Origin of the sequence: Paenibacillus sp. FSL L8-0708 (assembly GCF_038009325.1) — a bacterium.
Lineage (GTDB): Bacteria > Bacillota > Bacilli > Paenibacillales > Paenibacillaceae > Paenibacillus_AQ > Paenibacillus_AQ odorifer.
Genome location: NZ_JBBPBC010000001.1, coordinates 2,380,327 through 2,407,235, shown reverse-complemented (window position 1 = coordinate 2,407,235; position 26,909 = coordinate 2,380,327). Strand labels below are relative to the sequence as shown.

The window sequence follows — 26,909 nt, the reverse complement described above, 5'->3', positions numbered from 1 at the left end:
CCTTCGTAAAGCCACGTTTATACTAATTAAGAGAAAGCTCACCCACGAACCATGACTACTTTACAAGGAGGTTAGAACTACCGATGATTTCAGCATATGGTGGCGGTACACGCCCCTTCGGATGTTATACCGAAGGAGAGCTGGAGGGCATACGCCTTAGAATCGAACAGCTTCCCAAGGTCCGGCAAGAGTACGAAAGACAACAACAGCTGTCTGAACAATTTGCCAGCCGAGAAGCTGCTGCGCCCCTCCATAAACTCGGGGTGTTCCGGGTAGAACCCTTTGTTTTTAAAACCCCTCCCAGAACGGCCTTCCTCAAGCTTTCTGTACAGATTCGGGGAAAGGGCACGGCGCGCATCGGGGGCTTGCGTCTGACTCATTCGCAGCTTGGCTTGCCGGTTGAACTAGCGAATGGCGGTCTAGAATCTGGGATGCTGGGGTGGAGTCAAGACCGAGAAAACGGAAGCACAGTATATCTAGAGAAATTGGCCAGCTGGCAGCAGGGTCTCCAGCCATCTGGTGTAACCCCATCTGGCGCTAGTCTGGCAGACGATTTGCAATGTATCTGCATCAGTAATGAGGAAGTGATAGGATTGACAATCCTTCATTATGGAGAGACCATACCTGTATACGAAGGTGATCATTACAGCGTGCAGACGGTGCTCAGTCTGGAAGCTCCTCTAGGCGAAGGAATCTGCATCGGGGTCCATTTTCTAAATGCTGCGGGGCAGCCATTGGGAACTGAGCTGCTCTCCCCGCTTTTTAATCGGCCGACACTTACCAATTGGGCCTTCCTGCTGGAGGCTACGGGAGCGGACGCCAATATGTATATGACCACGGGTGAAAGTAAATTTGCGGTTCGAGCCAAGCAAAAGCTCCAGTACATGCTTGCCGATATGCGGGTAGGCATGGATATTTTCCGTAGAGACGGCTGGCATGACGATGATACTTACGGCGCGGTGCATATCGGGAGGGGGCTCGCTGCTGCTTCGGTAATCTACGATCAGATTGCTGGCAGCAGTGTATTCCTCACTGGAGAAGAAACCGAACTTCTCGCTCATTTCCGCTATATCGCAGACATGATGATGGATACCCACTACTACCGGTTTGATCTGGAGACCTTCCCAGATGAAAAGGGGGGAAAACGCAGTAATTGGAATGCCGACCGGGCAACCGGACTGGGTGTATATGCCCTCCTCTTTCCCAATGAAAAACAAAGTGAGGCATATCTTGATCATGCCCTCTCAGTCATCAACTGGCAGCTGGCAGAAGTGGTGGATTCAGACGGCGCGTGGCCAGAAAATATTCGCTACCATGGCGCAGTATTGCATCGCTATTTTCTCTTCTTCGTCCTATTAAAGCGTTTGAAGGGCAATGATTATTTCAAGCATGAAAAGGTAAAGGGCATGTACCGTTTCCTAATCGGCACAGTGACTGCACCAGATATTATTCAAGGCGGCTCTTCTGGCTCCCCCATCCTGCTTACACCAGCGGTCGGCGATGCCAATGTGCAGGAAAAATGGTTTCGCCTGCTCGGATATGCGGCCCCATTCTATATGGACGAAGACCCCCAGCTTGCCGGGGAAATGCTCTGGACGTGGAAGCACGGCGGAGAACCGATTGAGGATAGTGGCGCATTTCCTCTGCCTCTGGTCGCGCTGTTATATCCACAGCCCGACTTAGCAGAACAAAGGCCTGCACTCGACTCCGTACATTATCCCGATATCGGTTATGTCATCTTCCGCAACGGAGAACAGAACCTTCAGCATTATGCAATCTACGAGGCGTCTCCGCTGACTTATCACGCTCATCATGATGAAGGGCACTTCTCCATCTGGGCAGATGGTGTTCCAGTAACCCTTGATTCTGGAACGGGAGGTTACTATAACGGAGATCGGCATTGGTATGTGTCCAGCGCAGCTCATAATGTTGTTCAATTTACCGATTCATTCGGAAATTTTGCCAATGGCCCACTGCAAAGCACATGCAAGGAAGTACGCTTTTCAGAAGAGTTAGATCATGCCAGCAGTCTTATTCCAGAGGCTAACGCCAGAGAATATGAGCGGAATTTCTTGTTCATTAAAGCAGGCTTTAACGTCTACTTGATATGGGATCGAATTGAGGGAGCATCGAACAGCGTCTGGAATCTGCATACACTCAGTACTGATGCAAGTATAATGGAGCAATCCATTGATGCAGCTTGCCTGAACGGCAAGCACCTAAGCGCTTATATCGCCGAACCAGAACTTCCAGTGATTACAATGGGAGAAGGCGCTGTAGCCGGGAATTATCCGCTGGCAGAGCAGCAACATTTTCGTGTTTATGGTGGTACAAGCGATTACGTCATTCTGCTTCATCCCCGGACAGAAGATGCTTCTTCACTACAGCTTGAACAGCTTGATTATGAAGAGGCTGTCGAAGGAGTACGCTTGTACAGGATATCCCGTACGGATGGAAAATGGTTTATCGCCGCCATCAACGGCACCAAGGAGGAACACCTTGTTACTGTTCCGGGTCCCGGACCGCTTAGGCTGCTCGGAGAATCTGAGTCAACATCCGGGCAACCTGAAGCAACCCAATTAAGAATTGAGGCAGGCAGAATTCACATCGCCATGCCCCGATAACTATATAGAAGGAGGAAGATTAGAACATGAGCAATCTTGGAGTATGGGAACCAGCAGAACCGGGAGTTAAACGCTGTATCTTGAACGCTGCAGCCAGTCTGATGATGATGGAGGTTCATTTCGAAAAGGGAGCCGAGGGCTATGAGCATAGCCATCCTCACGAGCAGATGAGCTACTGTCTGCGTGGAAGCTTTGAATTTCGTATTGACGGCGAGAAGCATAAGGTAACCACGGGGCAAAGTATTGCCATACCGCCAGATGCAAAGCACGGTGTAACCGCATTGGAAGCAGACTCTGCGCTGCTCGATGTCTTCACACCTATCCGCGAGGATCTGCTGAAACGCTAATAAATATATATCTGGCAGCAAAAAAAGGCCCAATCATTCCATTTCAGAGGGAATGATTGGGCTTCTGTTATTTTTCAGCTTGGTACCGTTCCACCTCAAGTGATGCTAATAACAATGGAGCGACGCCCATAGGCACATCCGACAATACGTCCTCAGAGATATAGTAATCGTATGAGCCATTACGGTCTTTGCTCAGACCCGCTCCATGACAGATCTGGTGCAAGTGCACACCTTGTTCATCCTCTTCAGTCAAATGCGTCAAAATGCCTTCATACCCTTGCAACATCGCCTCTATAAAAGAGGATTCCAGATAACCTAATCTTAGTCCCTTAGCCATCGCATAAACAAACATGCACGAGCCGGAAGCTTCAAGATAATTGCCTTTTCTCCCCGCTTGATCTAACACCTGGTACCAGAGGCCAGTCTCCTTGTCTTGAACCTCCAGAAGCGCGCCGCACATCCGCTGGAAAATGCCAATGATCGTCCCCCGCTGCGGATGAGTGAGCGGAAAATGCTCCAGGCAATCAACCACAGCCATCGCATACCAGCCCATCGCCCGGCTCCAAAAATGAGAGGACAATCCGGTAGACGAGTCAGCCCATTCCTGCTCTTTGGATTCATCCCAGCCATGATAGAGCAGGCCGGTCCGTGGATCGCGGGTCCGCCGCTCAACCAGCAGCAGCTGATGCGCCGCTTCGTCAATCAGTTCAGGTCGTTGAAAAACCTTGCCGTATTCCGCTAGGAATGGCGATGCCATGTACAGCCCGTCCAGCCACATCTGGAAAGGGTATACCTTCTTATGCCAGAATCCCCCTTCGGAGGTGCGGGGATGTCCAATAAGCTGTGCGGCCAGCAAATGGGCTGCTTCAGCATACCGTTCTTCTCCGGTTTTCTGGTATAGCAAGAACAGGTTTTTCCCCTCGTTAATCTGGTCCAGATTGTATTCTTCCAGCCTGTAGGTACGGATGGAACCATCCGCTCCAATAAATGTGTCCATATGCCGCTCCATAAAGGAGACATACTCAGGCTGGTCGAGCTGAACACCCGCCCGGGCCATTGCCATCAGCAGCATGCCCGGAACATAAGCCCATCTTTCCAGCACATATTCATGCTCTCCCTGCTTGTTGCACCCTCCAAGAATCGTATTCGCAATTTTACTGGACAAGCGAACGGTTGTTGCTTCAGTTATAGACATCCTTATTCCTCCTTCGTTTGTCATCCATATGAAGTCTAATCTTATGCTCAGTTGAGCTGCTTGCGCAGCCAGGCAAAGGCTGGTTCACCATGAATCTCATGACCTCCGGTGAAGAAGTCCGCTTCTACCTGTCCGATATGATTCGCCGACCTGTAAATCGTCTGCAACTGGGTTAAAGCTAATTTTGTTCCGCGCGGGCCAAACAGATGATCGGCATCTCCCGATTCGAGGAACAGACCACGAGGGGCAATGAGGCCCAGTAGGTCAGGCATCTCCGCTTCCAGCAAAATCCCTGGAATATAATTATCAAGGCAATGATTGCGTGTCAGAATACTGTCTGCGAAAGTATTGGCATACCCGCTTACGACCGCACAAGCGATTCGTTCGTCAAGTGCAGCTGTGAAGCCAGCCACCAGTCCCCCGCCGGAAATACCCATAATTCCAATTCGTTCGCTCTCAACCTCTTTTCTTGTCTGCAAATAATCCAGTGCCCGCATGGTTTCGTAGATACGGTAGCCGGCCATCGTCTTCCCAACCATCAACAATGCGGATGACAGGCGGAAGCAGGAATTACGTCCAGGCTCCCCGCTTGTTAGGTCTTCTTCCAGTCGCCTGTCGCCAAAGCCGAGCAGCTCCGGGGCTGCCACTACAAAGCCCTGTTTTACCAGTGAAACAGCGAAGTCTTTGTGCAGCCCGGGATCTCCCTGCCGATCCGATCCGTCCGGGTTCAAGCCTACGATCTCCCGGCTTCCATAGCCATGTCCATGAATGGCAAGAACGGCAGGAACAGGGGTAGAGAACGGCTGATCCGGGATCAAAAGATACAGCGGCATGCGCAACCCTTCATAGGTAGTTATCTCTATACGTTCACGGGTATACCCGGTGCAGACGGTTCGTTCCAGCAGAACCGGTTGCAGCTCCTCAGCTATTTCTGGAAAGCCACCTAATCGCTCTGTAAATGCTGTGGTAAGCTCCTCACGCCATTGCTGAAAGGGATCTTTGCTGAAAGCCGATTTGCGTTGAGCTGAACCAGCTAGTTCTTTCATGTATTGTTCCAGAGGCTCCATCCGAAGTGCTCCTTCCTTAATATCCTTCAGGATGCCAGCCATCAAGCACGGTCAGCACCCTATACTCCGCAGCTTCCTGTGGAATCAGCTGCCGTGACCATGCAGCTCTGGCTTCGGGATTGGCTCCCGGTCCACTGCTGCCATATTCTTCATAGCGGCTAGTTTCCTCCCTGTCCGGCTGCCCCCAATTATGCCAGCCTTCGCCGATAATCGAACTGTCTATGACCGTGCGGATAAAAGCCACATGTGCATAAGGGCGCCAAGGTCGGCCAAGATACACTTCACTTACACCTTGACCGCCAGTAATTTCACAATCGAGGAATACATAACCAAACGGTGCGCCTTCAGGCGTTGATGCGGCTGTAATATATCCTCTGGAACGTTTGTTATGCAGCCGGCAACGTTCAAACAAAGCCGTAGCCGCGCCAAAAATATAATCCACATCGCCTTCAATGTAACATTCGTTATAATATTGCTTTCCTTGCCCTGTATACAAAGTATCCTGATCACCCAGCAGGCGTACACGCCGGAATACAGCATGACCAGCATCAACAAAAGCAGCCACCGCCTGACCAGTGCCTGGACCTGATGCATTTCGAATGGTCAGATTTTCAGCGGTGAAATGCTCAGCGAATACATTCAGGGTACCGGATTTGAACGTGCCAATCGGCTCTCCGTCCGGACCTAAAGTGTGCGCGTTGTCTGACCACGTAATGATGGTGGAATTCGTGTCTTCCCCCAGTAGCAGAACCGGAGGCGTTCCCTGTTTCACTGTAATTTTTTCCTCGTAAATGCCGGGTTTGATCCGAATCGTCACTTCTTCCTTGTGTTCCTGTGGAATTGAATCCAACGCTGCCTGTAGACTACTGAATCCTTCGTCGACACTCTTAGAGACTGTAATTAACATCTGCGGCTCCTTTCCTATCAACCTGAGTTTATTCTATAATAACCGTAACGCTTCGTAAGAGAAGAGGAGAATTATGACTAGCCTGACTAGCCCCAATCACAAATATCATATTGAAGAAGACCGCTACAGCATCCAGCATATGAAACGTAAAGGCATCACTGCTATGCCACGTCCCCACAGCCATGACTTAGCCGAGCTGTACTATCTGATACAAGGGGAGCGGGTATACTTTGTGGACGACCGAGTCATTACGGTTCATAAGGGTGAGCTTATTCTTATCTCCGGCCGGGAGCTTCATTCCACAGCAAGCTCGGAAGTAGCCGAGTTCGAGCGGATTCTGATCAACTATGATCCTGCTCTTCTACCGCCATCCCTGCAGAATGAAGCCATCTGGTTTCATGACCGCGGGTACCGCTTGTTCAAGCTGACCCTGCGCGAGCAGGACGAAGCGGAAATCCTAATGAACCGGATGCTGGAAGAATGCCGGTTGCAGCGCCCGTATTACGAAACCAGCGTAATCGCTTTATTCTCCGAGCTGATGATTCTCCTCCAGCGTTCAGAGAGTATCTCACAAGCTGGAGGGACGAAACATCCGCTCCATCATCTAGTAACGGATGTAGCCACCTATATCCGTGATCACTACCGTGAGGCCCTTACTCTGGAAGAGACTGCGAGTAATTTTTACATTAGTCCTTCATACTTGAGCCGGGTATTTCACCGATTGACGGGTTTTCACTTTCGGGAATACATCGTTCATGTCCGCGTAAGGGAAGCCGAACGGCTGCTTGTCGGATCTACAGGCAAAATCCAGGAGATCGCCTCCGCTGTCGGATTTGAACATCTTTCCCATTTCAATAAAACATTCAAAAAATCAACCGGTCTGACCCCGCTCCAATACCGAAAAGAAGCAAGGTCACACCCACGGAAGTTCAAGACGGATTTCCATCATCCATAGAATTTTTTTATCTCTCTGTAATCGTCAAATCTTCGGAATGAGTGAGCGTGACGTGGCTGCATCTATGCGCAGTTATCTTCGGCATCTCCGAAGTCTGCAACCGGATACGATCCAGCGTGAGCCCCGTGGCATGCCGCAGCACAATTCCCCGATCACTCACTGCGTGGAATTTTTCGATGGTTAGATCAGCAAGCGGCATCTCCGGCAGCCCGTTAACCAGTAGAGCGGTTGCCGCACCATGGCACACAATGTTCTTCAGGGTAATCTTCCGAAATTGCGGAGTTTCCTCTGTAACCGAAAATAACTGCTCGTCATACCCTTCCGATCCTTCAACCCCTGCATAGAACATATGAAAGGATACAGCCTCATGGATGATGCCAGTCATGTTGATATTCTCCATTACAATATCCTCCACCACACCACCTCTTCCCCGGGTGCTTTTGAACCGCAAGCCAATGTCCGTGCCGATGAACAGGCAGTCGCTAACTCGAACTGCATGGACACCTCCGGACATCTCGCTGCCGATCACAACGCCTCCATGTCCGTGATATACCGTGCAATTCCTGATGGTAATATACTGGCAGGGCATTCCCCACTTACGTCCTTCCTCATCCTTACCTGACTTGAGACAGATGGCGTCATCACCCACATCAAAGCTGCTGTGCTCAACTAGAGCATGCGTGCAGGATTCCAAATCAAGGCCATCCCCGTTCTGCGAATACCAAGGATTACGTACCTGAACATTTCGTACGGTAATCTGCTCGCAGCCAATGGGATGAAGACACCAAGCAGGTGAATTCTGGAAGGTCGGCCCTTCCAGCAGCACCCGCCGGCAATTGCGCAGGCTAAGCAACGTCGGACGAAGATACGTACGAGCAGGCAGATAAGCCTCCATACTAGTTTCTCCCTTATCCCACAGCTTCCGGCAGAAGTCCTCTCCTTCCATGGCTTCCCGGGAAGGCCACCATACTTCGCCCTGCGGATCAAGCACTCCTCCAGATTCGATCAAACGCTCCCATTGCTTCTCGGTCATCTTAAACCGCTTCACTGGGCGCCAGCCTTCGCCACTGCCGTCGAATATCCCCTCACCGGTTATTGCCACATCGCTTAAACCTTCTCCATCGAGCGGAGCCTGACAGCGCCAGCCGGCATTCCCCTCATAATGGGAAGAAAGTAACGGATACAAGGTATGATTAGGGTCAAACTGCACCAACGCTCCCTTGTCTACATACAGATTAATTCGACTATGCAAAGTAAGGGGTCCTGTGCGCCAGATGCCAGCTGGAATAACAACCTTTCCGCCGCCCGCCGCAGCGCAGGCATCCAGTGCAGCCTGAATAGCAGAGGTACATAGCATTAATCCCCCCTCTTCTGCCCCATAATCCGTGATTGCAAAAGTCCGTTCGGGAATCTGGGGAAGCTCGGGAATCGGATACGTGTTAGTTACAAGATTGCTGCTCATTGAATTTCACCTCCTCCTATTACTCAAGTCCTTCATAGCTAAACCAGTCGAAATCGGCATAGCTTTCGCTCTTTGCACCTTGAGAGCTTGCGTACATCCCGAGGTATGCTCCTGTGAATCCTCCGGCCAGATCGGTGCTGAGCACTCTGCCATCCGTCCGTTCGCAGAAGGCTGTCCACTTGGCGGCTTCAGAAGCTCTGTAATAGAAGCTATACTCTTGTCCCCTGGCTTCCACCTTAAGCTGTACCTGATCCTGTGGATATGGCACTGACGCCAGCAGCTGCTCGCTGCCACCCATCCGATGAATCAGCTGTAATACACGTTCGCCTGCCTCTAGCCCCAGTTCATAACGGAAGTGGTGATCCGCATTTTGGAGGAGAACAAGACCAGCTACTTCCCCTTCTGCAGCGGGACTAAACGTCATGTCCGTCGCCGCTCTGAAGTTCAAATGCTGCTGGCGTCTACCGATATAAGATGGATTGGCAATCTCCGAGAGCCGTTCTGGCTTCAGGCGAAGCCGCAGAACTCCAGGCTTGTCGGTAAGACTCCAGAATTCACCCCGCGGTGTCCGCAGGAAATTCCAGATCGGTTCCAGCTCATTACCTATAAACTCATCGCGCGCAGGCAATTCCGGCCATTTTGTCTCTGGCAAATCCGGAGCCTCCGTCTCAAATTCCAGCACCCCTTTACCGGGATTGACCACAGGCCATTCATTCTCCCAGATTACCGGTGTCAGGAAGGTTTCACGTCCCAGATTGCGGTAATAACCACCGCTGGTTCGTGAAGCCAAGCAGAACATCCACCAGTCACCATGCTGAGTCTCTACCAGCTCTCCATGACCCACATTAACAATAGGATACGCTCTGCCAAGATGGCGATGCGTTAGAATCGGATTGGCTTTATGGCCTTCATAAGGACCTGTCACACTCTTGCTTCTGGCAATCGTAATCGCATGAGTATGCCCGGTTCCACCTTCGGCAATCAGCACGTAATACCAAGCGCCGATCTTATAAATATGCGGTCCCTCTTGCGCATGAGCTACCTTGAGTGCGCCTTGCCAAATACTATGCTTCGGACCGATTAGCTTCCCTTGGCTGAGATCAATCTCCTGCAGCCAGATATCCATATGCTTCGGATAATCCTGCCCTTCCGGCGGAACACGGTTGCCGGTATAATACACCTTGCCGTCTTCATCGAAGAACAAAGAGGAATCAATGCCGGGTGCATCCTCCAGCCATACAGGATCAGACCAGTCTCCGGCCGGATCGGTTGTTGTTACATAGAAATTATGCTGGTTCTTGTCATTGTCAATAAAAGTGGTAATCATATAGAAAACTCCCTCATGATAGCGGAGCGTCGGTGCCCAAATGCCCATGGAGGGAATCGAGTGATCCAGATTGAGCTGGGACGGGCGGTCCAGTACATGGCCAAGCTGGCGCCAATTGACCAGATCCTTGCTGTGGAAGATAGGAACGCCTGGGAAAAATTCAAAGCTTGAAGTCACAAGATAATAATCTTCACCAACACGGATAGCGGAAGGGTCAGGATAAAATCCCGGCAGCACTGGATTGCGGAATGTTCTCATTAAAAGTAATCCTCCTCAAAACAATTCAAATGTAAGCACCACCAATTATAGTTCGTATAAGTTTAACTTTCTTGTATTTTCTATGTTCTATTTCTTCATTTTTATACTTTCATGCTATATTGCCCATATTTCACTCCTTGTCAGCTAATAGCCTTTCCCTCTAGAATGGGTGTAATAGGATTTACCTGAAGGGGTGAGCAGCTTGGGAAAAAGAAAGAAATTGTACTCCCGCTTTTTTATGAGCCTAACCGCGATTTCAGTTTGCTGTATTCTAGTACTGGCTGTAGTGATCTTTTATTGGTACCGGAATATTACGATAGATAATGTCAACAAGGCGAACCAAAATGTACTGGTGAATACTGAAACCGTTTTTACAAACTATGAAGAGATCGTCCAGAACTACGCTATGGACTTCTATAGGAATCCAAACATCAACGCGCTCATGATGAATGGCGATACCAGCTGGAGCGACCAGTTGTACAGTGCCTTAAGCCAAATCCGCGGAGCATTGGTTGTGAACCAATATATGGAGAACGCCTACATCATGGGAGTGGATGAGCCTGTTGCCATGTTCGAAAACCTTCCACTAAGCCCTGAATCCAAGCTGGAGCTATTCTCGAGAATGCGGGATAACATCATTGTTGAATCACCGTTTCTGTGGGAGGCAACCTTGAATAACGGTACCCCCATTACCCTGCTCACCGTGTTTTATAATGACCGGGCGTTTGTGAATAGCGAATATAATGGTGCGGTAGCACTGACCGTCAATTTGGGAAAGCTGCAGAATAATCTGTTTACGCAAAAAGAAGGCGAAGCCACCCGTTACGCTGTGCTTGACGGAAAAGCATCTGTACTCATGCACAGTGCATTATCTGACATCCCTCTGGAAGAGGGCATGTTAAAGCAGGTGGTGTCCTCCACCTCAGAAAGAGGCTCTTTTGTCTATAAGGGAGGTGAAGAGCCACAGCTGATTACCTATGTATATTCTGCAGCGGACAAGCTGTGGTTTGTGTCGGAAACTTCCTACAAGGATAGCATCCGTGATATCTCCAATGCCCGTAATCTGATGACTGGCCTTTGCTTGGCCTTGATTGCCGCCGCATCTATAACCGCCAACCTGATCTCGCGGCGGATGTATAAGCCAATCGGCCGGTTGTTCGGCAATATCGCTCATCTATCTGGCAATGAAGAAGCGCTGAAAACCGGTGGCGATTTCGATACCGTAAGCCAGGAGCTCGAACAGATTGGCGTTAAGCTGGAGCAGCTAAAAAAAGAAAGCGATGATAGCGCCTTGATGCGGTGGCTGCTTTCCCCGCAGAGAACACCGGAGAACAGCGGGACACCCCTGATGAGCATAGCCGCTGCTGGGGGAGCATATTGTGTATGCGTGCTGACCGCTCTGGAGCCCGAACAACCTGAAGACTCCGACTTCCAGCATACTTTTGAGGAAAACATACAACAGATTGAACATGCCTTCTGTGAACTTGCAGCCATTCAATCCTTCCGCCCGCATCAGGGCACTGCTGTACTTATTCTGAGCGAGCTTCACAGCGGCAGCTTCGGCGATTACGCTTTGTACCGCGGCAAATGGGAAGAAACCGCCGCTCAGCTACAGCTTTCCGGAGCCTGCTGCGCCTTCGGAATCAGCGGGCTGACGGATGATTTAAACCTACTGAGGGCTAAATACAATGAGGCTGCGGACTGTCTGCAATATATTAAATTTCATGTGCAGCAGAACATCATCTTTGCCGATGATACGATCCACCTGAACAGCAGCCCAATGCCCGACAGTGCCCTTGAACCGGTACTGCAAGCCGTTAAGCAGACGGAACTCTCGAACCATATTCCGCAGGCAGTGGAGAGATTGCTGGCAGTAGCCTGCAGTTACCGCGTCGAGCCTGCCACCATCGCTTTATCGAGACTGGTCTTTGAGCTCAGCCGCACGGCTGAGCTTAATGCAGACGTCCAGCATTCCGGCTTTCTAGATAATTACCAGCATATCTGGCAGATCCAAAGCTATGACAAGCTATGGAATTGGATTGTAGACAGCTGTTATACCGCCCACGAGCGCATTGCCAGCATGAGCGCTGTACAGACCAAGAGCTTTGCTGGTGAAGCCATTTGTTATATCAGAGATCATTATGATGACTCCAGGCTCTCCCTTAATGCCCTTGCTGACAAGCTATCGCTAAGTCCCGCTTATCTCAGTAGACTTATTGCCGACGAAGTAAACTGCAGCTTTCCCGATTTCGTTAACCTGCTGCGTCTGGAGCAGGCGCAGATGTTATTAGTCACTGAGCTTGGCTTGGATATCCGGGAAATTGCCGAGAAAGTGGGCTACAACAGCAGCACCTATTTTACAACCCAGTTCAAAAAGCGTTATGGGGTTACACCTTCTAAATGGAGAATGAATCATATTTTGCAGAAACAGAATCTTCCTGATTGACCCGCTAAAAGTAAGGAACAAAGGGGATGTCCCGGCAGCATTTTCATAGCCGGAGACATCCCCTTTTTGACTTTCAATGAATAGCCCTCGCGCCGGCCTATACTATGAAATCCCTCTTTAAATCAGGCTTTTGAGCACCCTAAAAACAAAAAAGTTCTGTCTTTTTCGTTTTTTTAAGCTGCCCTTTTCCGCTTTTTTTAACTTTTTTCCGTTTATTATGATAGCGTTTACATTCCGGGTGGATTTATGATTTTCATGTAAAGCGTTCTCCTAAAACAAGGGACGGAAATGACAACGCTAGTATAAAGGAGTGGACTGTTAATGATGCAAGAGGCTACATCGGAGACACAAGGAATGCCAAGTCCGGGAATCAGGACGGCCAAAGCCAAGAGCTTCCGTAAATCCCTAAGGAAGGACAGCTCGCTTTATTTGCTCGCTCTTCCGGGAATCATCATTCTAATTCTTTTTGCTTATCTGCCGATGAGTGGTCTGATTCTCGTCTTTAAAAATTACAACTTCAACGACGGAATCTTCGGCAGCCCGTGGGCCGGCTTCTCTAATTTCGAGTTTTTCTTCTCTAGTATGGAAGATTCTCTTAGGGCTACACGCAACACGGTGATGTTAAATGCGCTGTATATGCTAACCGGCACGTTTTTTTCAGTGGCCATCGCCATTATTCTAAATGAGCTGCGCAGCAAATGGTTTATCAAAATCACGCAGAGCGTCATGTTTTTCCCGTATTTTATTTCCTGGATTATTATCGGAGCCATTCTGTTCTCCCTGCTGGATTACGACAAAGGCATTATGAACCAGTTGCTCCAGACATTCGGCTTCTCCCAGGTTGACTGGTATTCCAGCCCTTGGCTGTTCGTAATCATTCTCGTGCTAGCGAATATCTGGAAAAGCGCTGGTTACGGCGCCATCATCTATTATGCGGTGCTGCAAGGCATCGACACTTCCTATTATGAAGCTGCAAGAATCGATGGTGCCTCCAGATGGCAGATTATCACCAAAATTACGGTGCCAATGCTGATTCCGTCGATCATTCTGATGACGCTGCTGGGCATCGGGGGCATGCTGAAAGGCGACCTCAGTATGATTATGGGGGTAACGTTCCTGAATCCGTTGCTTCTGCCGACTACCGACATTATCGATGTGTATGTATACCGCACAGCCATCCGTTCCGGAGAATTCGGCTTTGCTTCAGCCATCACGCTCTATCAATCCGTCTTTGGTTTCATTCTGGTGCTGGTGGCCAACAAATTAGCCGGCTGGTATGACAAAGACAGCAAACTATTTTAGGAGACTGATAAGATGCAAACTACCGAAAACAAAGGCCTGCTCATTTTCTTTTACATCTGTATTGCCGTATTTTCCGTAATCTGTCTAGCGCCGTTTATTCTGGCAGTATCCGGCTCCTTATCTACCGAATCCAGAATCGCCGCGGAAGGCTATTCGTTCTGGCCCAGAGGCTTTACCTTTGAAACCTATGAATTCCTGTTTGGCTCGAAGGCACAGCAGATTCTGCGGGCGTATTCCATGTCGGTGATCGTTACGGTGCTGGGTACCGTATCGGCCGTATTGGTGACCACCGCTTACGCTTATGTCATTTCCGTTAAAAGCTTCCGGCTCAAAAATTTCTTCGCCTTCTTCGCCTATTTTACAATGCTGTTCAGCGGAGGAACGCTGCCATGGTATCTGCTTAGCACCAAATATTATCATTTGGGCGATACGCTCATCGGCCTGTTCATCCCTTATGTGCTAAGCGTCTTTCTGATGTTTCTCATGGCTAACTATTTCCGCAGCATCCCGCATGAAATCGTGGAATCTGCGCAAATCGATGGTGCCGGACATCTGCGGATCTTCTTCAGCATTATGATTCCGCTGGGCCGCGTCGGACTGGTAACCATTTCGCTCTTTTACGCACTGCAATTCTGGAACGACTTCTATTTGCCACTAATGCTGGTATCCGATCAGGATCTCTATACGATCCAATATTTGATGTACAACATGATGGCGAACATTCAGTTCCTGGCTTCCGGCAATGCTGCTCAAGTTGGTGGAGCTATCATCGCACCGCCACTGGAGACAGCCAAAATGGCAATGACCTGTCTGACCGTTTTGCCAATCGCCATATTATATCCTTTTCTCCAGCGCTTTTTTGTCAAAGGCATTATCGTAGGTTCAGTAAAAGGCTAATTTCCAGCAAAGATGCCATATTATGTTCGGTTGCACCGGGTTTATGCTCCCCTACTTCTTGATGTACAATGGGACTTAAGGGAGCACGGCCTTTGCAATAGATGCCTCAAACATTATGATTCTATTTCAGGAGGGTTCATCATGAAAAAGAAAAAAGGTTGGTTAAGTTTGCTCCTCGCTGCGGTGTTCTTGGTAAGCGGCTGTGCTCAGGGCAACAATGAAAGCGCTCCCCATAGTTCTGGAACTGGAAATGAAGGTACCTCTTCCTCTACGGATAGCGGTAGTAAAGACGGCAGCGCCTTGGCTCCTGCCAAATTGAAAATTGTGCTGTACGGGGATGAGTCCAACCGGATGAAGGAACTAGCGAAGACATCGTTCTACGACACTATTAAGAAAGAAATCAATGCTGAGGTTGAATTTCAGTTTCTTCCTTGGACCGAATATGGCGGCGGTAAAACTGATTTAATGCTGTCTACGGGAGAAGACTTCGCAACTTATACAGATGCCAATTACATGGTAAAATCTGTGGCAAAGGGGCTTTATGCCGACCTCACTCCGTATGCCGATGCAGCCGCTGAGTTGAGTAAAAATGTGGACGAGGCCTCCTTCAAAGCCTTTCAGCTGGAAGGCAAGCAGTATGCGATCCCCGTCGGCAACAAACCGAATTCTGCGGAATTCTACAGTGCGCTAGTTAGACAGGATTTGCTTGAAGAAGCCGGCATGACACAGGTCACTTCACTGGGAGAACTAGAGCAGTTCTATGATAAGGTCCATGCCATTCATCCCGAACTGATCGGGTACGCTAACACCGATGCACGCAGACTCCTACAATATGATTACACGGACAAAAACCTCTATTGGCAAAATGATTTTATTGCCCTGGATGAGTCTGTGAAGGATGATCAAATTATTAGCTGGTTTGAAACCGAAGAGTTCAAGAGTTATGCGAACCTTATGCACGGCTGGTATGAAAAAGGAATCATTCCAAAATATGCCGCCACCAATGTCCCACAGCTGCAGTCTGACTGGAACTCCGGAAAAGCGATGTTCTGGGCCGGCACAGCAGCACGCCCATTCGAAGGTGCGGCAACCATCTCACAAGCAGTGCCTGATGCCAAACTGGTCAACTATTTCCTCGGCAGCGGCCGTCCAAAAATCAGCCGCGGCACTTACAGCACCGCCTTTTTTGTCTCCACCGCAGCTAAAGACCCTGAACGTTATATTATGTTCTTCAATCTGCTGCAAAAAAACCAGGAGCTGTACGACTTGTTCGCCTACGGGATAGAAGGAACAGACTATACGCTGGATGAAAACGGGCGTTTGACCAAAATAACTACTGATTCGCTGATCCCCGACTGGCTGCTGATGAACAAAAACTTCATGCGTTTCGACAACACGGTACCGGATGAGTTTATTGCAGAATATAAAGCTTGGGACGATGGAGCCATCATTTCCAAAGGTGCCGGCTTCAACTTTGACAATACACCCGTCAAGAATGAAGAAACGAAGCTGAACGGCGTATTCACTGAATACCTCGCTCCGATCGGAAGCGGCTTCAGTGATTATGACACCGCCTTCCCCAAAGCGCTAGACAGACTAAAAGCAGCGGGAATAGACAAATATATCGCTGAATACCAAAAACAATTTTCCGAATGGTACGCCAAGCAGCAGTAAGTACCGCCGCGGCAATTATCATACAGGTCAAGAAGCGTGTCTCCATTAAGGAGCACGCTTCTTTTAGTCTTCGAACGCCGTGGTGAAAGCGGTATAATGGCCAACCTTGAATCAATACGACGGCGAGCAGGATAATTCAATCAAAATGATTACGTTTGGGGAATTTTCGTTGCTGATACTCTTAGAATTATTTTCAAAGTAACCTGAAGGATAAGAGGGAAACTACTCATTGGTTAAAAGCGCAAAAATAAAAATTCAAGCGGCTTTTTATAGTGGAGACATACTCATTATAGGTTAATACTATAAATATTATTCCTATTATATACTAGACCAATAAACGCCTATAGCGCTATTATGTGATTTATAATAATTACGTGGAGGGATGATCTGATGTCTATTTATGATTTTCAAGCAAAGTCAATTCATGGTGAGCCTGTTGAATTGTCCATTTATCATGGAAAAGTTCTGCTTATTTTGAACACTGCCAGTAGGTGCAGCTATTCTCGCCAATTACCTGATCTTCAAAAACTTTACGAAATTCACCATGAGCAAGGGTTTGAAATACTTGGTTTTCCTTGTAACCAATTCAACGAGAAGGAGCCAGAAAGCAACTCGGAAGTACATGAATATTGTGAGAGCAACTTTGGAGTTAAGTTTCCGTTATTTGAGAAAGTTGAGGTTAGGGGTCCCTCTGCCCATCCTTTATTTCAATATCTAACACAGCAAGCACCATTTCAAGGATTCGATACTGAGACATCAGGCGGTAAGTGGATGCAGGATTTTCTGCAGGAAAAGTATCCGGACATATATGCCGGTAAATGGGATGAAGTGGAATTTCTCGAAGTTTTTAATCGATAGAAACGGTCATGTATACGGTAGATACGAAACAACGACTGAACCCTTTGACATAGAGCCATTTATTGAATCACTTCTTTTAAATTAAATGAATCCGATTGGTAATTTAACCAACAGAGAACGATAGTTTAACATGAAGGGTTTACATATTAGGCATGCAAAACATTTAGAACCCTTTATGTTATTTAAATTTCATTTCTTACTTTGATTAATTAATATTAAGTCAGAATAAATTGTATTAATAAGATAAGATAAATTGCCTGTCCTCCCCCCATATGATTAGTTAAGCCAACCTGTAAGGAAAAAAAAGAGCATTGTGGTACCCACACAGATAAGGAGCAATAGCTCCAATTTTTTTTCAAATAGATGTTTTATAAACCATAGATAACTTACAATGCACAACAAAAGAACAGCACTATAAAAAAACAAGGAATCATAATGAGTTACAAATAGGCTCCCTCCACCAATAGAAAAGACTATACCTATAACTAAAAACCACATCCCCACTCCAATCGCAGCACTTAAAGCAATAAAAAAGAAACTCATTACCATATTTATGCTCCCTTGGCTCGCTTCTCGGCTTCCAGATTTTCCTTCTCCATTTTTTATCGGATTACTCCCTTTATTTATGTATATATCTTTGCTGCCTGACGACGATACCGATTTCTTTCAACTGAAGCACCATCTTTTTGACTTCAATAAAAAGACAACCTTCTTCAAGAAGGTTGTCTTTTATGTGATCAAGTGCTTGCTTGTAAGCTAAGCAAACTCCCCATCGTAAGTTCTTATTCACTAATCGTTGCGTTGTCGTATAAGTCAACCAATTCGTCGAAGGAGGTAATAATGACATCAGAGCCCTTCAGCTCATCCTGACGGCCGAAGCCTGCATAGGCGCAGCCGATTACGGTCTGGCCATTTCCTTTACCTGCCTGAACATCTGAAGAACGATCCCCAACCATCCAGGCACTGCTGATACCATGATTATCCAAAAGAATGCGTAGCAGCTCGGTCTTAGTCGCAGTGCCTTGACCTCCCGCACTATACAATCCTTCGAACAACTCCTTAAGCTCATGCACCACAACGATGCTGTGAATGTAATCCTCCAGCCCGTTGCTAGCCACAAACAGCTTCACTCCACGCTCTTTAAGCGCTGTCAGTGTCTCAACCACCTGTGGATACAGTAGCGTGCCTCCGGCTTCAAGCCCTTCAATCTCCAGCTGCAGGAGCAATTCATCCGCCCGGCGGTGCACGGCTTCATCTGCTTCAGGCATAACATTCTTCCAAATGTCTGCCAGCAACATCCCTAAGCAGCCTAGAATACGTTCTTCTGGTGGTGTAGGTCCTACGTATAGTCCCTCTTCCCGCAAAATATCGAACATTTTATGATATGCAGGCAATAAAAGACTTTCAGTCTGGAACAATGTTCCATCCATATCAAATACAATCGCTTCTGGCTTGTTCAGTTTCGCATGAACCGCGTTTTGTTCCGTTCCTTGTACTTCGTTACTCATCTGTTGTTCCTCCCCATTCTGTTCAGCTTCAGGTAAGACATTCATCTGTGCGATATTTCCAGTACAAGCCCTATGATATATGAAATCGCTTTGTAATGTCCATGCTCTTAACTTTTTCTGTTGCAGTTTATATTTCGTTATGCTATATTTCAATCTGTAATATTATAGTTTGAAATATAAAGGAGAAATAACCATGTCAAATCCATTAATCATGCGCTTCCTCAAGCAGCCTGCTACCATCATTGGAATTATAACTGCACTGTTGTTCCAAGTTTTTTTCAGCTTAATTTGGATTACAGGGTACGATCATGTAACGGATCGGGTAGATCAGTTGCCCATTGCTATTGTTAATGAGGATGGTACAAATGGCCAGCCTATAGTCGATGGGATTGCAGGATCACTTCAGTTCGTAACCATACAGGATCTCCAACTAGAAAATGCAAAAGAAGCACTTGAGCATAGAGAAATCCGCATGATTATCAATATTCCCCAAGGGTTCACTGGACAGATCAGTAATCCATCTGCAAAGACTGAACTCCACTACTTCTTAAATGAATCTAATCCGCAGATGGTCAGCAATGTGATGCAGTCGGTAGCACTTAAAGTCACGGCAGCAATGAACACTCAAAGCAGTAATTCAGCACTAAGCCACACCTTGGAAGCTATGAATCTGCCGCAAGCACAAGCGGAGATCATCAAAAGTGCTGCAAGCAGCCGCATTTCCGCCAACGTCGAAATCATTAACCCTACAACTAATTTTGCACAAACTATGGTTCCCTTAATGATCGTTACCGCCTCATTTACCGGTGCTATGTTACTCGCGATGAATCTCCATAAAGCTTCCTCCAACTTGTCTGGACAATTTAGTAAATGGAATCGCTTTGCAGCCCGATTTGTCATTATGGGTGGAACGGCCGTGCTTATCTCACTAGTGGGAACTATCATGGTTAACTCACTCGGTATCCACTCTAATCGTGGCTTTCTGCTTATGTGGCTGTTCGAGTTCACTGTAATTCTCTCCTGTATGATCCTTGCTCAGTTTAGTCTGCTGCTCCTCGGGGATGCTGGCGGCTGGCTAAATATTGCCCTTCTCTCCATGCAAATGTTAGCGTCCGGAGCAACTATTCCACGCGATGTGCTTTCACCTTTTTATAACTGGATCGGTCCCTTTTCGCCCGCTTACTATGCAGTTAATGGTATGCTCGACCTGGTTATCGGGGGTAACGGGGTATGGAAGGATATGTTCTATTTACTCTGTATTGGGGCAACAATTGCTGTATTAAGCGTACTTGTCACTTTCCTCCGTAAAGAAACTCGGATCTCACGAGAACAAGAGCCCGTGCCAGTAAACGCGTAATTATACAGTTTGCCACTCCGGCTATGCCATTTCAAATTGAGAGCGATATGCAGTTGTGATATGGTAGGAAGTGAAAGAAAGGAGCGGCAATGATTTATGAACATACAAGATGTTATTCTGGGGATTTTAAGCGAAAAACCTCATTCTGGTTACGAGATAAAACGACATTTCGAGGAATACTTCTCATTTTTCTTCGATGCCAGCTATGGCACGATCTATCCTACCCTAAGCAAAATGGAAAAGCTGAATCTGATCACTAAAGAATCTGTGCGACAGGAAGGCAAACCTGACAAAAATGTATTCACCATTACCTCTGCCGGCTTGGATCAGTTCCACGCTTATCTACAATCACCAGCCGAAAAAGATGTTCTGCGTTCTGACTTTTTTATGCACCTGTATTTTGGAGAAAAGACGGACAAAGAGAACATAGATAATCTGCTTCGGCAAGCATTGATAGAAAAGCAGGCAATGTACGACGATCTGGAACAGAAGTTGAACCAGCTAGATTACAAGTTATCTTCCTACCAGAAGTTGTGCATGGAGCTAGGCCTCGTACAATATGATGCTTTTATCAAAAAAATCCAAAGTGTGCTAGAGTCTAAATAAAACCTGCTTTCGAAAGTACACCATAAAAAAAGAACCGGTATTACATGCACATCTTGTGCTTGTAATACCGGTTCTTTTTTTTGAAATCATATGTGGTATATGGATTATGCTCTATCAAAGCTTGCAATAAGTTCATCAAGAACATCTTTGCTTACCATTTTACCTTTGAAATTGATCAGGTTTTCTGAGCTTCCGGAGAAGATACAAGTTGGCTCATATTTTCTAAGGATAATCTTTTCAGCGTCTACAAAAATCTCGAGCGGGTCTTTTATGTCGATTCCCATTGTTCTACGCAGTTCAATAGGAATTACGATACGTCCCAATTCATCCACTTTTCTTACTATGCCTGTTGCTTTCATCATCGTACATCCTCCCTTGAAGTCACATTTATAATCATTCTTGCTAAAAGCTATGTACGCTTCTATATGATAGTAATGATTACGCTACTACCTAATTCTAAAGTTCTATTCATTTCCTGTCAATTATTTTTCTACATTATATGATATTATTCGACAAAATTTCGACAATGTATGATATCTGTTGAGCCCCAAGATTTGAAGCCGTGTCAGAACACAAAAAAATAGGGGATTCTCGGGAATGTTAAAATCCGCCCAGAATGTAACCCTACTTGATGACAATTCTACCCTAAAATACCTTCATTAATCTATTTGTAAATCTTGTCACTCCGCTTATCCGCAATCACAGTAAGTAGGAAATTGTCGAAAACTAGCAAGAACGCTACTCCGTCATTTACCCAGATGTTTAGTAAGTCAAACTTAAATAGGGTATATCAGTAGATTTTTTTGCTATGAGAAGTGTGTATCGAGTCGTCATGTATTACAAGGCTGATGATATCGCTGTAGTGTAAATACGATGAATCCGGAAGTCGACTAACGAGGGACTAGCAAAGATGTTATTGATGGAGAGTATTCAAAGTGTTTGATGATTTTTGTACCCCATTAAGAGAGTAAATTAACTATAGAATTATATAGTTCTCCTATAAAGGTTTCATCAATCTGTTTAGTACTGATAATACGTTCCTTACATAAGCCATCTACTGCAAAAGTTACTTGAAAGCAAGCATTTAAGGGTTGAATATCTATTTCAATATCTGTTTCCATTTTATCTAAAATATCATAGCCAAATAAGACATATATCGCGATATCGTAAGTTTTCTTGTTCAGAATTAAGGAGAAGTAGGAAGATGTTTGCGCTGAGTTTATCTCGGGAACATAGTCTATTCCGTATAAAACTCCGATAGGGTGATTCGATGCAAAATAACTGTTATAGTTATTATTTTTGAATTGCCCTTTTAACCAGATAATAACTTCAAAGTCAGTGTCAGCAGGGATGTAAATAGAAACCATTGGTTCTTCGATCAGCAATGGGTTGCTGTTAAGTGTGTGTATGTTATGTAATTTGAATACGCTATGCCATAACTTAATATTATTACACTGATTGTATACTATCTTATTCATATCTTTTCCTTGGTAATTGTCAATAAACACTACATTTTTATTGTATCTCGATGCAATCCGCTGTAATTCAACATAATCATCAGGACAAAGATCTCTGCTGATCACAACGAGAGTCTCAATATTTTCATTGTAAGCCAATAGGGCTACATCAACAGCATCATAAGACAAATCAGAGGGAACGACAATTTCACCGTGTATGTTAACGCAAAGATTCCGATAGTCCATTTTGCATTTTCCATTCACATAGCATACTAATATATCACTCATCCAATCAGGGTCAGCATAGCAAATAAACAAGTGTTTATCGTCCCTATAGTTATTTGCCATTTTCGACAACATGAGTTTTATTTGCTGCAGGTTAGTTAGGTGAGATTTACCAATGAGTTCACATACTTTGGCTGTAATCATGGGCGCGGCAAAGCTGTTCGAGTTGCTGCACTCTTTACCATTCAATTTGTGTCTAGCAAAAGCCGTAAATTCTATACCGTCGATGATATTACCATTGAGATAAAACTCACCTTCGAGTAGCGTGTCGCTTACCTCTCTCTTGACGCCAATAACGTTTGAGAAAGAAGCTGGATATGTAATATAATCATGATTACTTGCGGCACATACAATAATTAGGCCTTGACCTGCAACCTTGTTTATGACTTTCTGCGTTTCTAATAAATCCGCTGAGCAATGGCTTCCCAAGCTGACATTTACAACTTGAATATCATTTTGAACGCACCATTCCAGCGCACTATACAGCTTCTGAATGTTTCCATTTAAGGTCTCTGACAATATCTTCAAGCTATACATATGGATTTCCGGATAATAGTGCTTAATTATGCCTGCACAGATGGTGCCGTGAGTTATTCTTTCGGGTCTGTCTATTGTATAATTGTTTATTGTGAAATCATCATTGAAGATCAATTGTTGAACAACAGGTTCTCCAAGCAAATATTCGTTGATACCATCATCTATCACGGCAATTTTCACTTTAGCTTTGATGTTCATCATCTCCTTTTACAAAGCGATAAAAATAAAACCGCCTCATTGGTCACAAATCCATTGACCCAGGCGGTAGTCATGATTAAAGAAGTTATTAATCATTTAATTAAACAGATTCTTTTTCCGCAGCATCGAATCCAGACTAGCTTGTAGCACACTATTTAAATACTTGCTATCTGCTTCGTCATTATTGGAGTTCTCAATAAATAACCCGGATTGTGATAGGCTAGTGCTACTACTTAATTTACTCAACGAATCCAACTGCTCTGCCATTTTCTTTTTATCTGCCTCTGCTTCTTTATTAATCTTCTCCCGCTCGGCAGGTGTTAAATAATCACCAATCACCCAAAAAGTAGCTGTTCCATCCGGATGTATAATGACGCCACTGGCATCACCGGGTTTATCATTAGCGCTGGAAGCAAAATGATCCTGAATAATTGCTTCTACCCTTTTATGCATTTGTGGATCTGTTGCCGACTGATTCAGTATATTTGGAGCAATGGTTACATTTCCTTTGCCAACACTACCAGAGTATACCCTTTTCACTGCTTCATTGCTCTTTGGTATGGCTTGCACATTGATTTTAATGTCGAATTTTTTTTCCAATTCCGTCAAAACCGCTTCCGAACTCGATGTCGATAGCGCGTCTTGAAATGAAATCTCTGAGCTCTTATTTTTCTGGATTACCATTGTTGCCCCCGCACGATTCAGGCTACTGAGTGAAGCTACATTCAACAACTTAAACCAACTCCCTTATTCTTTTTTCCTGTAGAATGCGGCAAACTGTATTATTAATTCGATCTAGGCTGTTGAAGCATCCATTTAATATATCGGTTTCCGGAATTTGTATTTTTAGTTTTTCCTCAATATGTACAAATAGAACCAACAAATCCCGTGGTGAGAACTGCATGGCCTCGCCCAATAAATCCTCATAGAAGTAGTTTTCATTAAGCTTGATCTTGTCCATTCCCATTACGTCGAATAATATTTCGTTTATCTGTTCACGCACTTGATCCAGATCCATAAATATCACCCTTCTTTTATACGATTTGCATATTTTCCTGTAACAATAGAGCTTCACAGCATTCTGCTAATTTCAAAGTGTCTGTCCCATTTAACGAATTAAACAGAGGAACCTTTGACTCTAGCGATATTTGTGCAATTTTTTCATCAACCAACTTAGAATCAACCGTAAAAAACTTCAATTCTTTATCCTGTTTGCTTCTGCCCGTATCAAATTTATGATTTGACATATTAAAACAATCAATATCAAAACCTAATTTATGCTTTGTTGACACACATATCTTATCGAGAAACTCTCTATTAAAATCATCATAGGTCAAGTTCATAATACCGACATCCGGATGGATTGCACTAGCCGCCTCGAATGCAGTAATGCCAAATCTATTGGTAAACAGATTATTATATACCATTGTCCCGCCTGGAATTCCGATGATCATTACATCAGGTCGTTCGTTCAATTCAATATATTTACAGAAGTGATTAAAAAGAAATATTTTATCTATCTCCGCTTCTTTATGATTAAACATAAAATCAGGAAAAGAATGAAATCCCATAATCTCACAATAAGATTTTGTCCCAATTTGACTTACTTTGTACCCTTCTTTCAAGAAATAGTCCCTTAGGCTAAGCTGAACATCAAATTTATTGGATTTTTCCATCAGACTCGCCACGCAGATTATCGGAACATTAATATCCAGCAGTATTTTCTCAACAAGTTCTACTTTCGTTCTGTCAATGTCAATTCCAAAAAAACATGTGAGTTCCACATTATTTTTCAGACATACCTTCTTTACCATTTCAACTTCATGATCAGCACATCTGTTAAGCAGAACAATATCTTTCCCCATCTCTGCGGCTTTGATAATTGTCGGGAACACCACTTTTTCAAAACTGCATTCAAATTCACAAATCATTAACACATCAAATTCATCATCTGAAAAAGAATCTTTAACTTTTATACCCAAATCCTCACCATAATAGCTGTACGCTGCATCTTTTTCATTCAGTCCAAAACCTAAAGGTGCCATTAATGAAACAAACTCATAGTTGCCCAGTAAATTGGAGAATCTGACGACCGGACCGAAATCTGCATGATATGGATAAACAATTGCTCTTTTTTTCACCATTGTCTCCCCCATTACACTTTTTCTTTATCAAAGTCGTAGCCTAACTCTCTTAGAACGCAATAATCTTTAAACAAACTCTCAGTGTTTTCTCTAACTTTATTGCAGATACTTAACTTTTTGGCAGCAGAAAACTCACTGATATCATCGGCGGCCATTGCACAAGAAGTGCAATATCTAAAGGCCCAGCACTCTTTGCATTCTTTCTCCGTTATTGTTCCAATGTTTAGTATGTTCCGGATATTATTTAATTCAAAGCCTGTATCTATATGCCCAATCCTCATTACACTAGATGCTTCACTAACTCTTTCACAGGGATACAGAGCACCATCAGCATTCACAAACAATCGTTGTACTCCTGGAACACACGGTCCGGAATGATGATCTTTTTTTACATCATAGAAAGAGATTCTAAGCCTGTTATGGACATTCTCCTGGATTTGATCAAAGCTTTCCATCACCAGCTTGGATACATCCTTTTTCTTAAGCCTATCAAATTTATAAAGAAATAATTTGAAAACTTCGTAATTATACATCTTGATAAAACTGTCATTGATCAAGGACTCACTTTTTTTGTAGCTACTTGCTATATCACTTGCCATAACAGCAAAGTCTTTTACGGTCTCATAGTTGGAAAAAAAGTTTGTGGAACAGCTAAAATCCGAATTCGGATCAATTACTGCATTGAACATCACTTTATTAACATAGTCTGGTGTTTTGTTTTTGATATTTTCAATATTATCCATAATAGTCTGAAAACTGCCTTTATTATTTACCGCAAAAACTCGGTTTCTATCATGCGCGACTTCATCGCCGTCCAGGCTGATCGTTAAATTAAAATCATTAGAAGATAAGAACTCTAAGGTTTCGTCGGTAATTAGAGTTGCATTTGTAGTAAGGTTAAACGTTAGTTCTTTGCCCTCACTTTGTTCTCTGGCATAAGCAACACAAGCTTTTATTAAGTCCATTTCCAGTAAGGGCTCTCCTCCATAAAATCCAATATTAATAATTGGAGAATCTACGGAGTGCTCAATCAAAAACTTAATTGCTTTCAAAGCAACCTCTTTTTTCATTCTCTTATTGGTATGTACTCTGTGTAAGTAGCTCCCTGAATACGCGCAATAGCTGCATCTTAAATTACAGTTTTGCGTGATCTGCAAAGTTATCGAGCCAACGCTTCTGCTTAAATTGTGCTGCAAAGAGTCGCTCATGGGATGAATCATCTCAAAATCCTGTTTCTCCGCCAAAAAACCGGAATCAAATAAGTTTTGAATCTCCGGTTCCACTTGTTCAAAGTTTGAATTTCTATAGTTCAACAAAGCCTGATAAGATCTTTCATTTAATTTAAGAAATGTATTTGCATTCGCATCGAACATATATTTTCCCGTTACCGTTTCAAATAAATGAAATACTGGCATCTGAACTCCCCCCACTCTAAAAGTGAAGCAGGACAGCTTTTTTAATAAAGCCATTTAGCCATCCTGCTCTTAGCTATACTTAA

General features: G+C 45.1%; 21 protein-coding genes and 1 pseudogene. 10 read left to right on the top strand and 12 right to left on the bottom strand.

Going from position 1 to position 26,909, the window contains the following annotated elements; all coding sequences use genetic code 11:
- Window positions 1–83 precede the first annotated feature (83 nt).
- Both NYE58_RS11335 and NYE58_RS11330 read left to right on the top strand, forming a co-directional pair.
- On the top strand, window positions 84–2,624 hold the full coding sequence (locus NYE58_RS11335) for a heparinase II/III domain-containing protein (RefSeq protein ID WP_341001900.1): 2,541 nt from the start codon (window positions 84–86) through the stop codon (window positions 2,622–2,624).
- Between the two features lie 26 nt (window positions 2,625–2,650).
- Window positions 2,651–2,971 (top strand): cupin domain-containing protein, encoded by a 321-nt coding sequence (locus NYE58_RS11330; RefSeq protein ID WP_076219911.1) that lies wholly within the window; start codon window positions 2,651–2,653, stop codon window positions 2,969–2,971.
- A gap of 67 nt (window positions 2,972–3,038) precedes the next feature.
- Here the strand turns inward: NYE58_RS11330 and NYE58_RS11325 are convergent, their stop codons facing one another.
- Genes NYE58_RS11325 through NYE58_RS11315 form a run of 3 tightly spaced genes read right to left on the bottom strand, consistent with a single transcriptional unit; the run spans window position 3,039 to window position 6,140 of the window.
- Window positions 3,039–4,166 carry a glycoside hydrolase family 88/105 protein gene (locus NYE58_RS11325; RefSeq protein WP_076219910.1) on the bottom strand — a complete coding sequence of 376 codons (1,128 nt, stop codon included), beginning with the start codon at window positions 4,164–4,166 and terminating at the stop codon, window positions 3,039–3,041.
- A gap of 47 nt (window positions 4,167–4,213) precedes the next feature.
- On the bottom strand, window positions 4,214–5,275 hold the full coding sequence (locus NYE58_RS11320) for an alpha/beta hydrolase family protein (protein WP_341004248.1): 1,062 nt from the start codon (window positions 5,273–5,275) through the stop codon (window positions 4,214–4,216).
- Complete coding sequence (locus NYE58_RS11315) at window positions 5,250–6,140, bottom strand: pectinesterase family protein (RefSeq protein ID WP_076191130.1); 891 nt, start codon at window positions 6,138–6,140, stop codon at window positions 5,250–5,252. Before NYE58_RS11315 ends, NYE58_RS11320 begins: the two co-directional genes overlap by 26 nt.
- A gap of 73 nt (window positions 6,141–6,213) precedes the next feature.
- On the opposite strand from NYE58_RS11315, the gene NYE58_RS11310 reads away from it, so the two are divergent.
- The gene (locus tag NYE58_RS11310; protein WP_076179655.1) at window positions 6,214–7,095 is read left to right on the top strand and encodes a helix-turn-helix transcriptional regulator; all 882 of its coding nucleotides are present in this window, start codon (window positions 6,214–6,216) and stop codon (window positions 7,093–7,095) included.
- A 7-nt stretch (window positions 7,096–7,102) separates the two neighbouring features.
- Here NYE58_RS11310 and NYE58_RS11305 read toward each other — a convergent pair whose 3' ends face one another.
- The gene (locus NYE58_RS11305) at window positions 7,103–8,557 is read right to left on the bottom strand and encodes a glycoside hydrolase family 28 protein (RefSeq protein ID WP_341001899.1); all 1,455 of its coding nucleotides are present in this window, start codon (window positions 8,555–8,557) and stop codon (window positions 7,103–7,105) included.
- A gap of 19 nt (window positions 8,558–8,576) precedes the next feature.
- The gene (locus NYE58_RS11300) at window positions 8,577–10,142 is read right to left on the bottom strand and encodes a glycoside hydrolase family 43 protein (protein ID WP_076276429.1); all 1,566 of its coding nucleotides are present in this window, start codon (window positions 10,140–10,142) and stop codon (window positions 8,577–8,579) included.
- A 202-nt stretch (window positions 10,143–10,344) separates the two neighbouring features.
- Here NYE58_RS11300 and NYE58_RS11295 point away from each other — a divergent pair, with 202 nt between their 5' ends.
- The 5 genes and pseudogenes from NYE58_RS11295 (at window position 10,345) to NYE58_RS11275 (ending at window position 17,404) form a co-directional block, all read left to right on the top strand.
- Entirely contained in the window at window positions 10,345–12,588 is a 2,244-nt protein-coding gene (locus NYE58_RS11295; protein WP_341001898.1) for a helix-turn-helix domain-containing protein, read from the top strand.
- A gap of 321 nt (window positions 12,589–12,909) precedes the next feature.
- Entirely contained in the window at window positions 12,910–13,890 is a 981-nt protein-coding gene (locus tag NYE58_RS11290) for an ABC transporter permease (protein WP_081383729.1), read from the top strand.
- A 12-nt stretch (window positions 13,891–13,902) separates the two neighbouring features.
- Window positions 13,903–14,787, top strand: a complete 885-nt coding sequence (locus NYE58_RS11285) for a carbohydrate ABC transporter permease (protein ID WP_038569639.1) — start codon at window positions 13,903–13,905, stop codon at window positions 14,785–14,787.
- 141 nt (window positions 14,788–14,928) lie between these two features.
- Window positions 14,929–16,461 (top strand): DUF3502 domain-containing protein, encoded by a 1,533-nt coding sequence (locus tag NYE58_RS11280; RefSeq protein WP_076276431.1) that lies wholly within the window; start codon window positions 14,929–14,931, stop codon window positions 16,459–16,461.
- 390 nt (window positions 16,462–16,851) lie between these two features.
- Window positions 16,852–17,404 (top strand): annotated as a pseudogene (locus NYE58_RS11275) (glutathione peroxidase).
- A gap of 697 nt (window positions 17,405–18,101) precedes the next feature.
- Here the strand turns inward: NYE58_RS11275 and NYE58_RS11270 are convergent.
- Window positions 18,102–18,827 carry an HAD family hydrolase gene (locus NYE58_RS11270; RefSeq protein WP_076276445.1) on the bottom strand — a complete coding sequence of 242 codons (726 nt, stop codon included), beginning with the start codon at window positions 18,825–18,827 and terminating at the stop codon, window positions 18,102–18,104.
- Between the two features lie 193 nt (window positions 18,828–19,020).
- Between NYE58_RS11270 and NYE58_RS11265 the strand changes: the two genes are divergently transcribed.
- Together NYE58_RS11265 and NYE58_RS11260 are read left to right on the top strand one after the other, a co-directional pair.
- Window positions 19,021–20,184 (top strand): YhgE/Pip domain-containing protein, encoded by a 1,164-nt coding sequence (locus NYE58_RS11265; RefSeq protein WP_341001897.1) that lies wholly within the window; start codon window positions 19,021–19,023, stop codon window positions 20,182–20,184.
- A 96-nt stretch (window positions 20,185–20,280) separates the two neighbouring features.
- Window positions 20,281–20,790, top strand: a complete 510-nt coding sequence (locus NYE58_RS11260) for a PadR family transcriptional regulator (RefSeq protein ID WP_036684013.1) — start codon at window positions 20,281–20,283, stop codon at window positions 20,788–20,790.
- A 104-nt stretch (window positions 20,791–20,894) separates the two neighbouring features.
- Here NYE58_RS11260 and NYE58_RS11255 read toward each other — a convergent pair whose 3' ends face one another.
- The 6 genes from NYE58_RS11255 to ccpM form a co-directional block, all read right to left on the bottom strand.
- Complete coding sequence (locus NYE58_RS11255; protein ID WP_036684015.1) at window positions 20,895–21,152, bottom strand: AbrB/MazE/SpoVT family DNA-binding domain-containing protein; 258 nt, start codon at window positions 21,150–21,152, stop codon at window positions 20,895–20,897.
- A 597-nt stretch (window positions 21,153–21,749) separates the two neighbouring features.
- Window positions 21,750–23,270: a S8 family serine peptidase gene (locus NYE58_RS11250; RefSeq protein WP_081387442.1), complete on the bottom strand. Its 1,521-nt coding sequence runs from the start codon at window positions 23,268–23,270 to the stop codon at window positions 21,750–21,752.
- Window positions 23,271–23,363: 93 nt separating this feature from the next.
- Entirely contained in the window at window positions 23,364–23,999 is a 636-nt protein-coding gene (locus tag NYE58_RS11245) for a DUF6033 family protein (RefSeq protein ID WP_076219791.1), read from the bottom strand.
- A gap of 1 nt (window position 24,000) precedes the next feature.
- Window positions 24,001–24,285 (bottom strand): hypothetical protein, encoded by a 285-nt coding sequence (locus tag NYE58_RS11240; RefSeq protein ID WP_036684022.1) that lies wholly within the window; start codon window positions 24,283–24,285, stop codon window positions 24,001–24,003.
- 16 nt (window positions 24,286–24,301) lie between these two features.
- Window positions 24,302–25,423 carry a TIGR04066 family peptide maturation system protein gene (locus NYE58_RS11235; protein ID WP_081387443.1) on the bottom strand — a complete coding sequence of 374 codons (1,122 nt, stop codon included), beginning with the start codon at window positions 25,421–25,423 and terminating at the stop codon, window positions 24,302–24,304.
- On the bottom strand, window positions 25,423–26,880 hold the full coding sequence (gene ccpM / locus NYE58_RS11230) for a Cys-rich peptide radical SAM maturase CcpM (RefSeq protein WP_218640429.1): 1,458 nt from the start codon (window positions 26,878–26,880) through the stop codon (window positions 25,423–25,425). Before ccpM ends, NYE58_RS11235 begins: the two co-directional genes overlap by 1 nt.
- Window positions 26,881–26,909 lie beyond the last annotated feature (29 nt).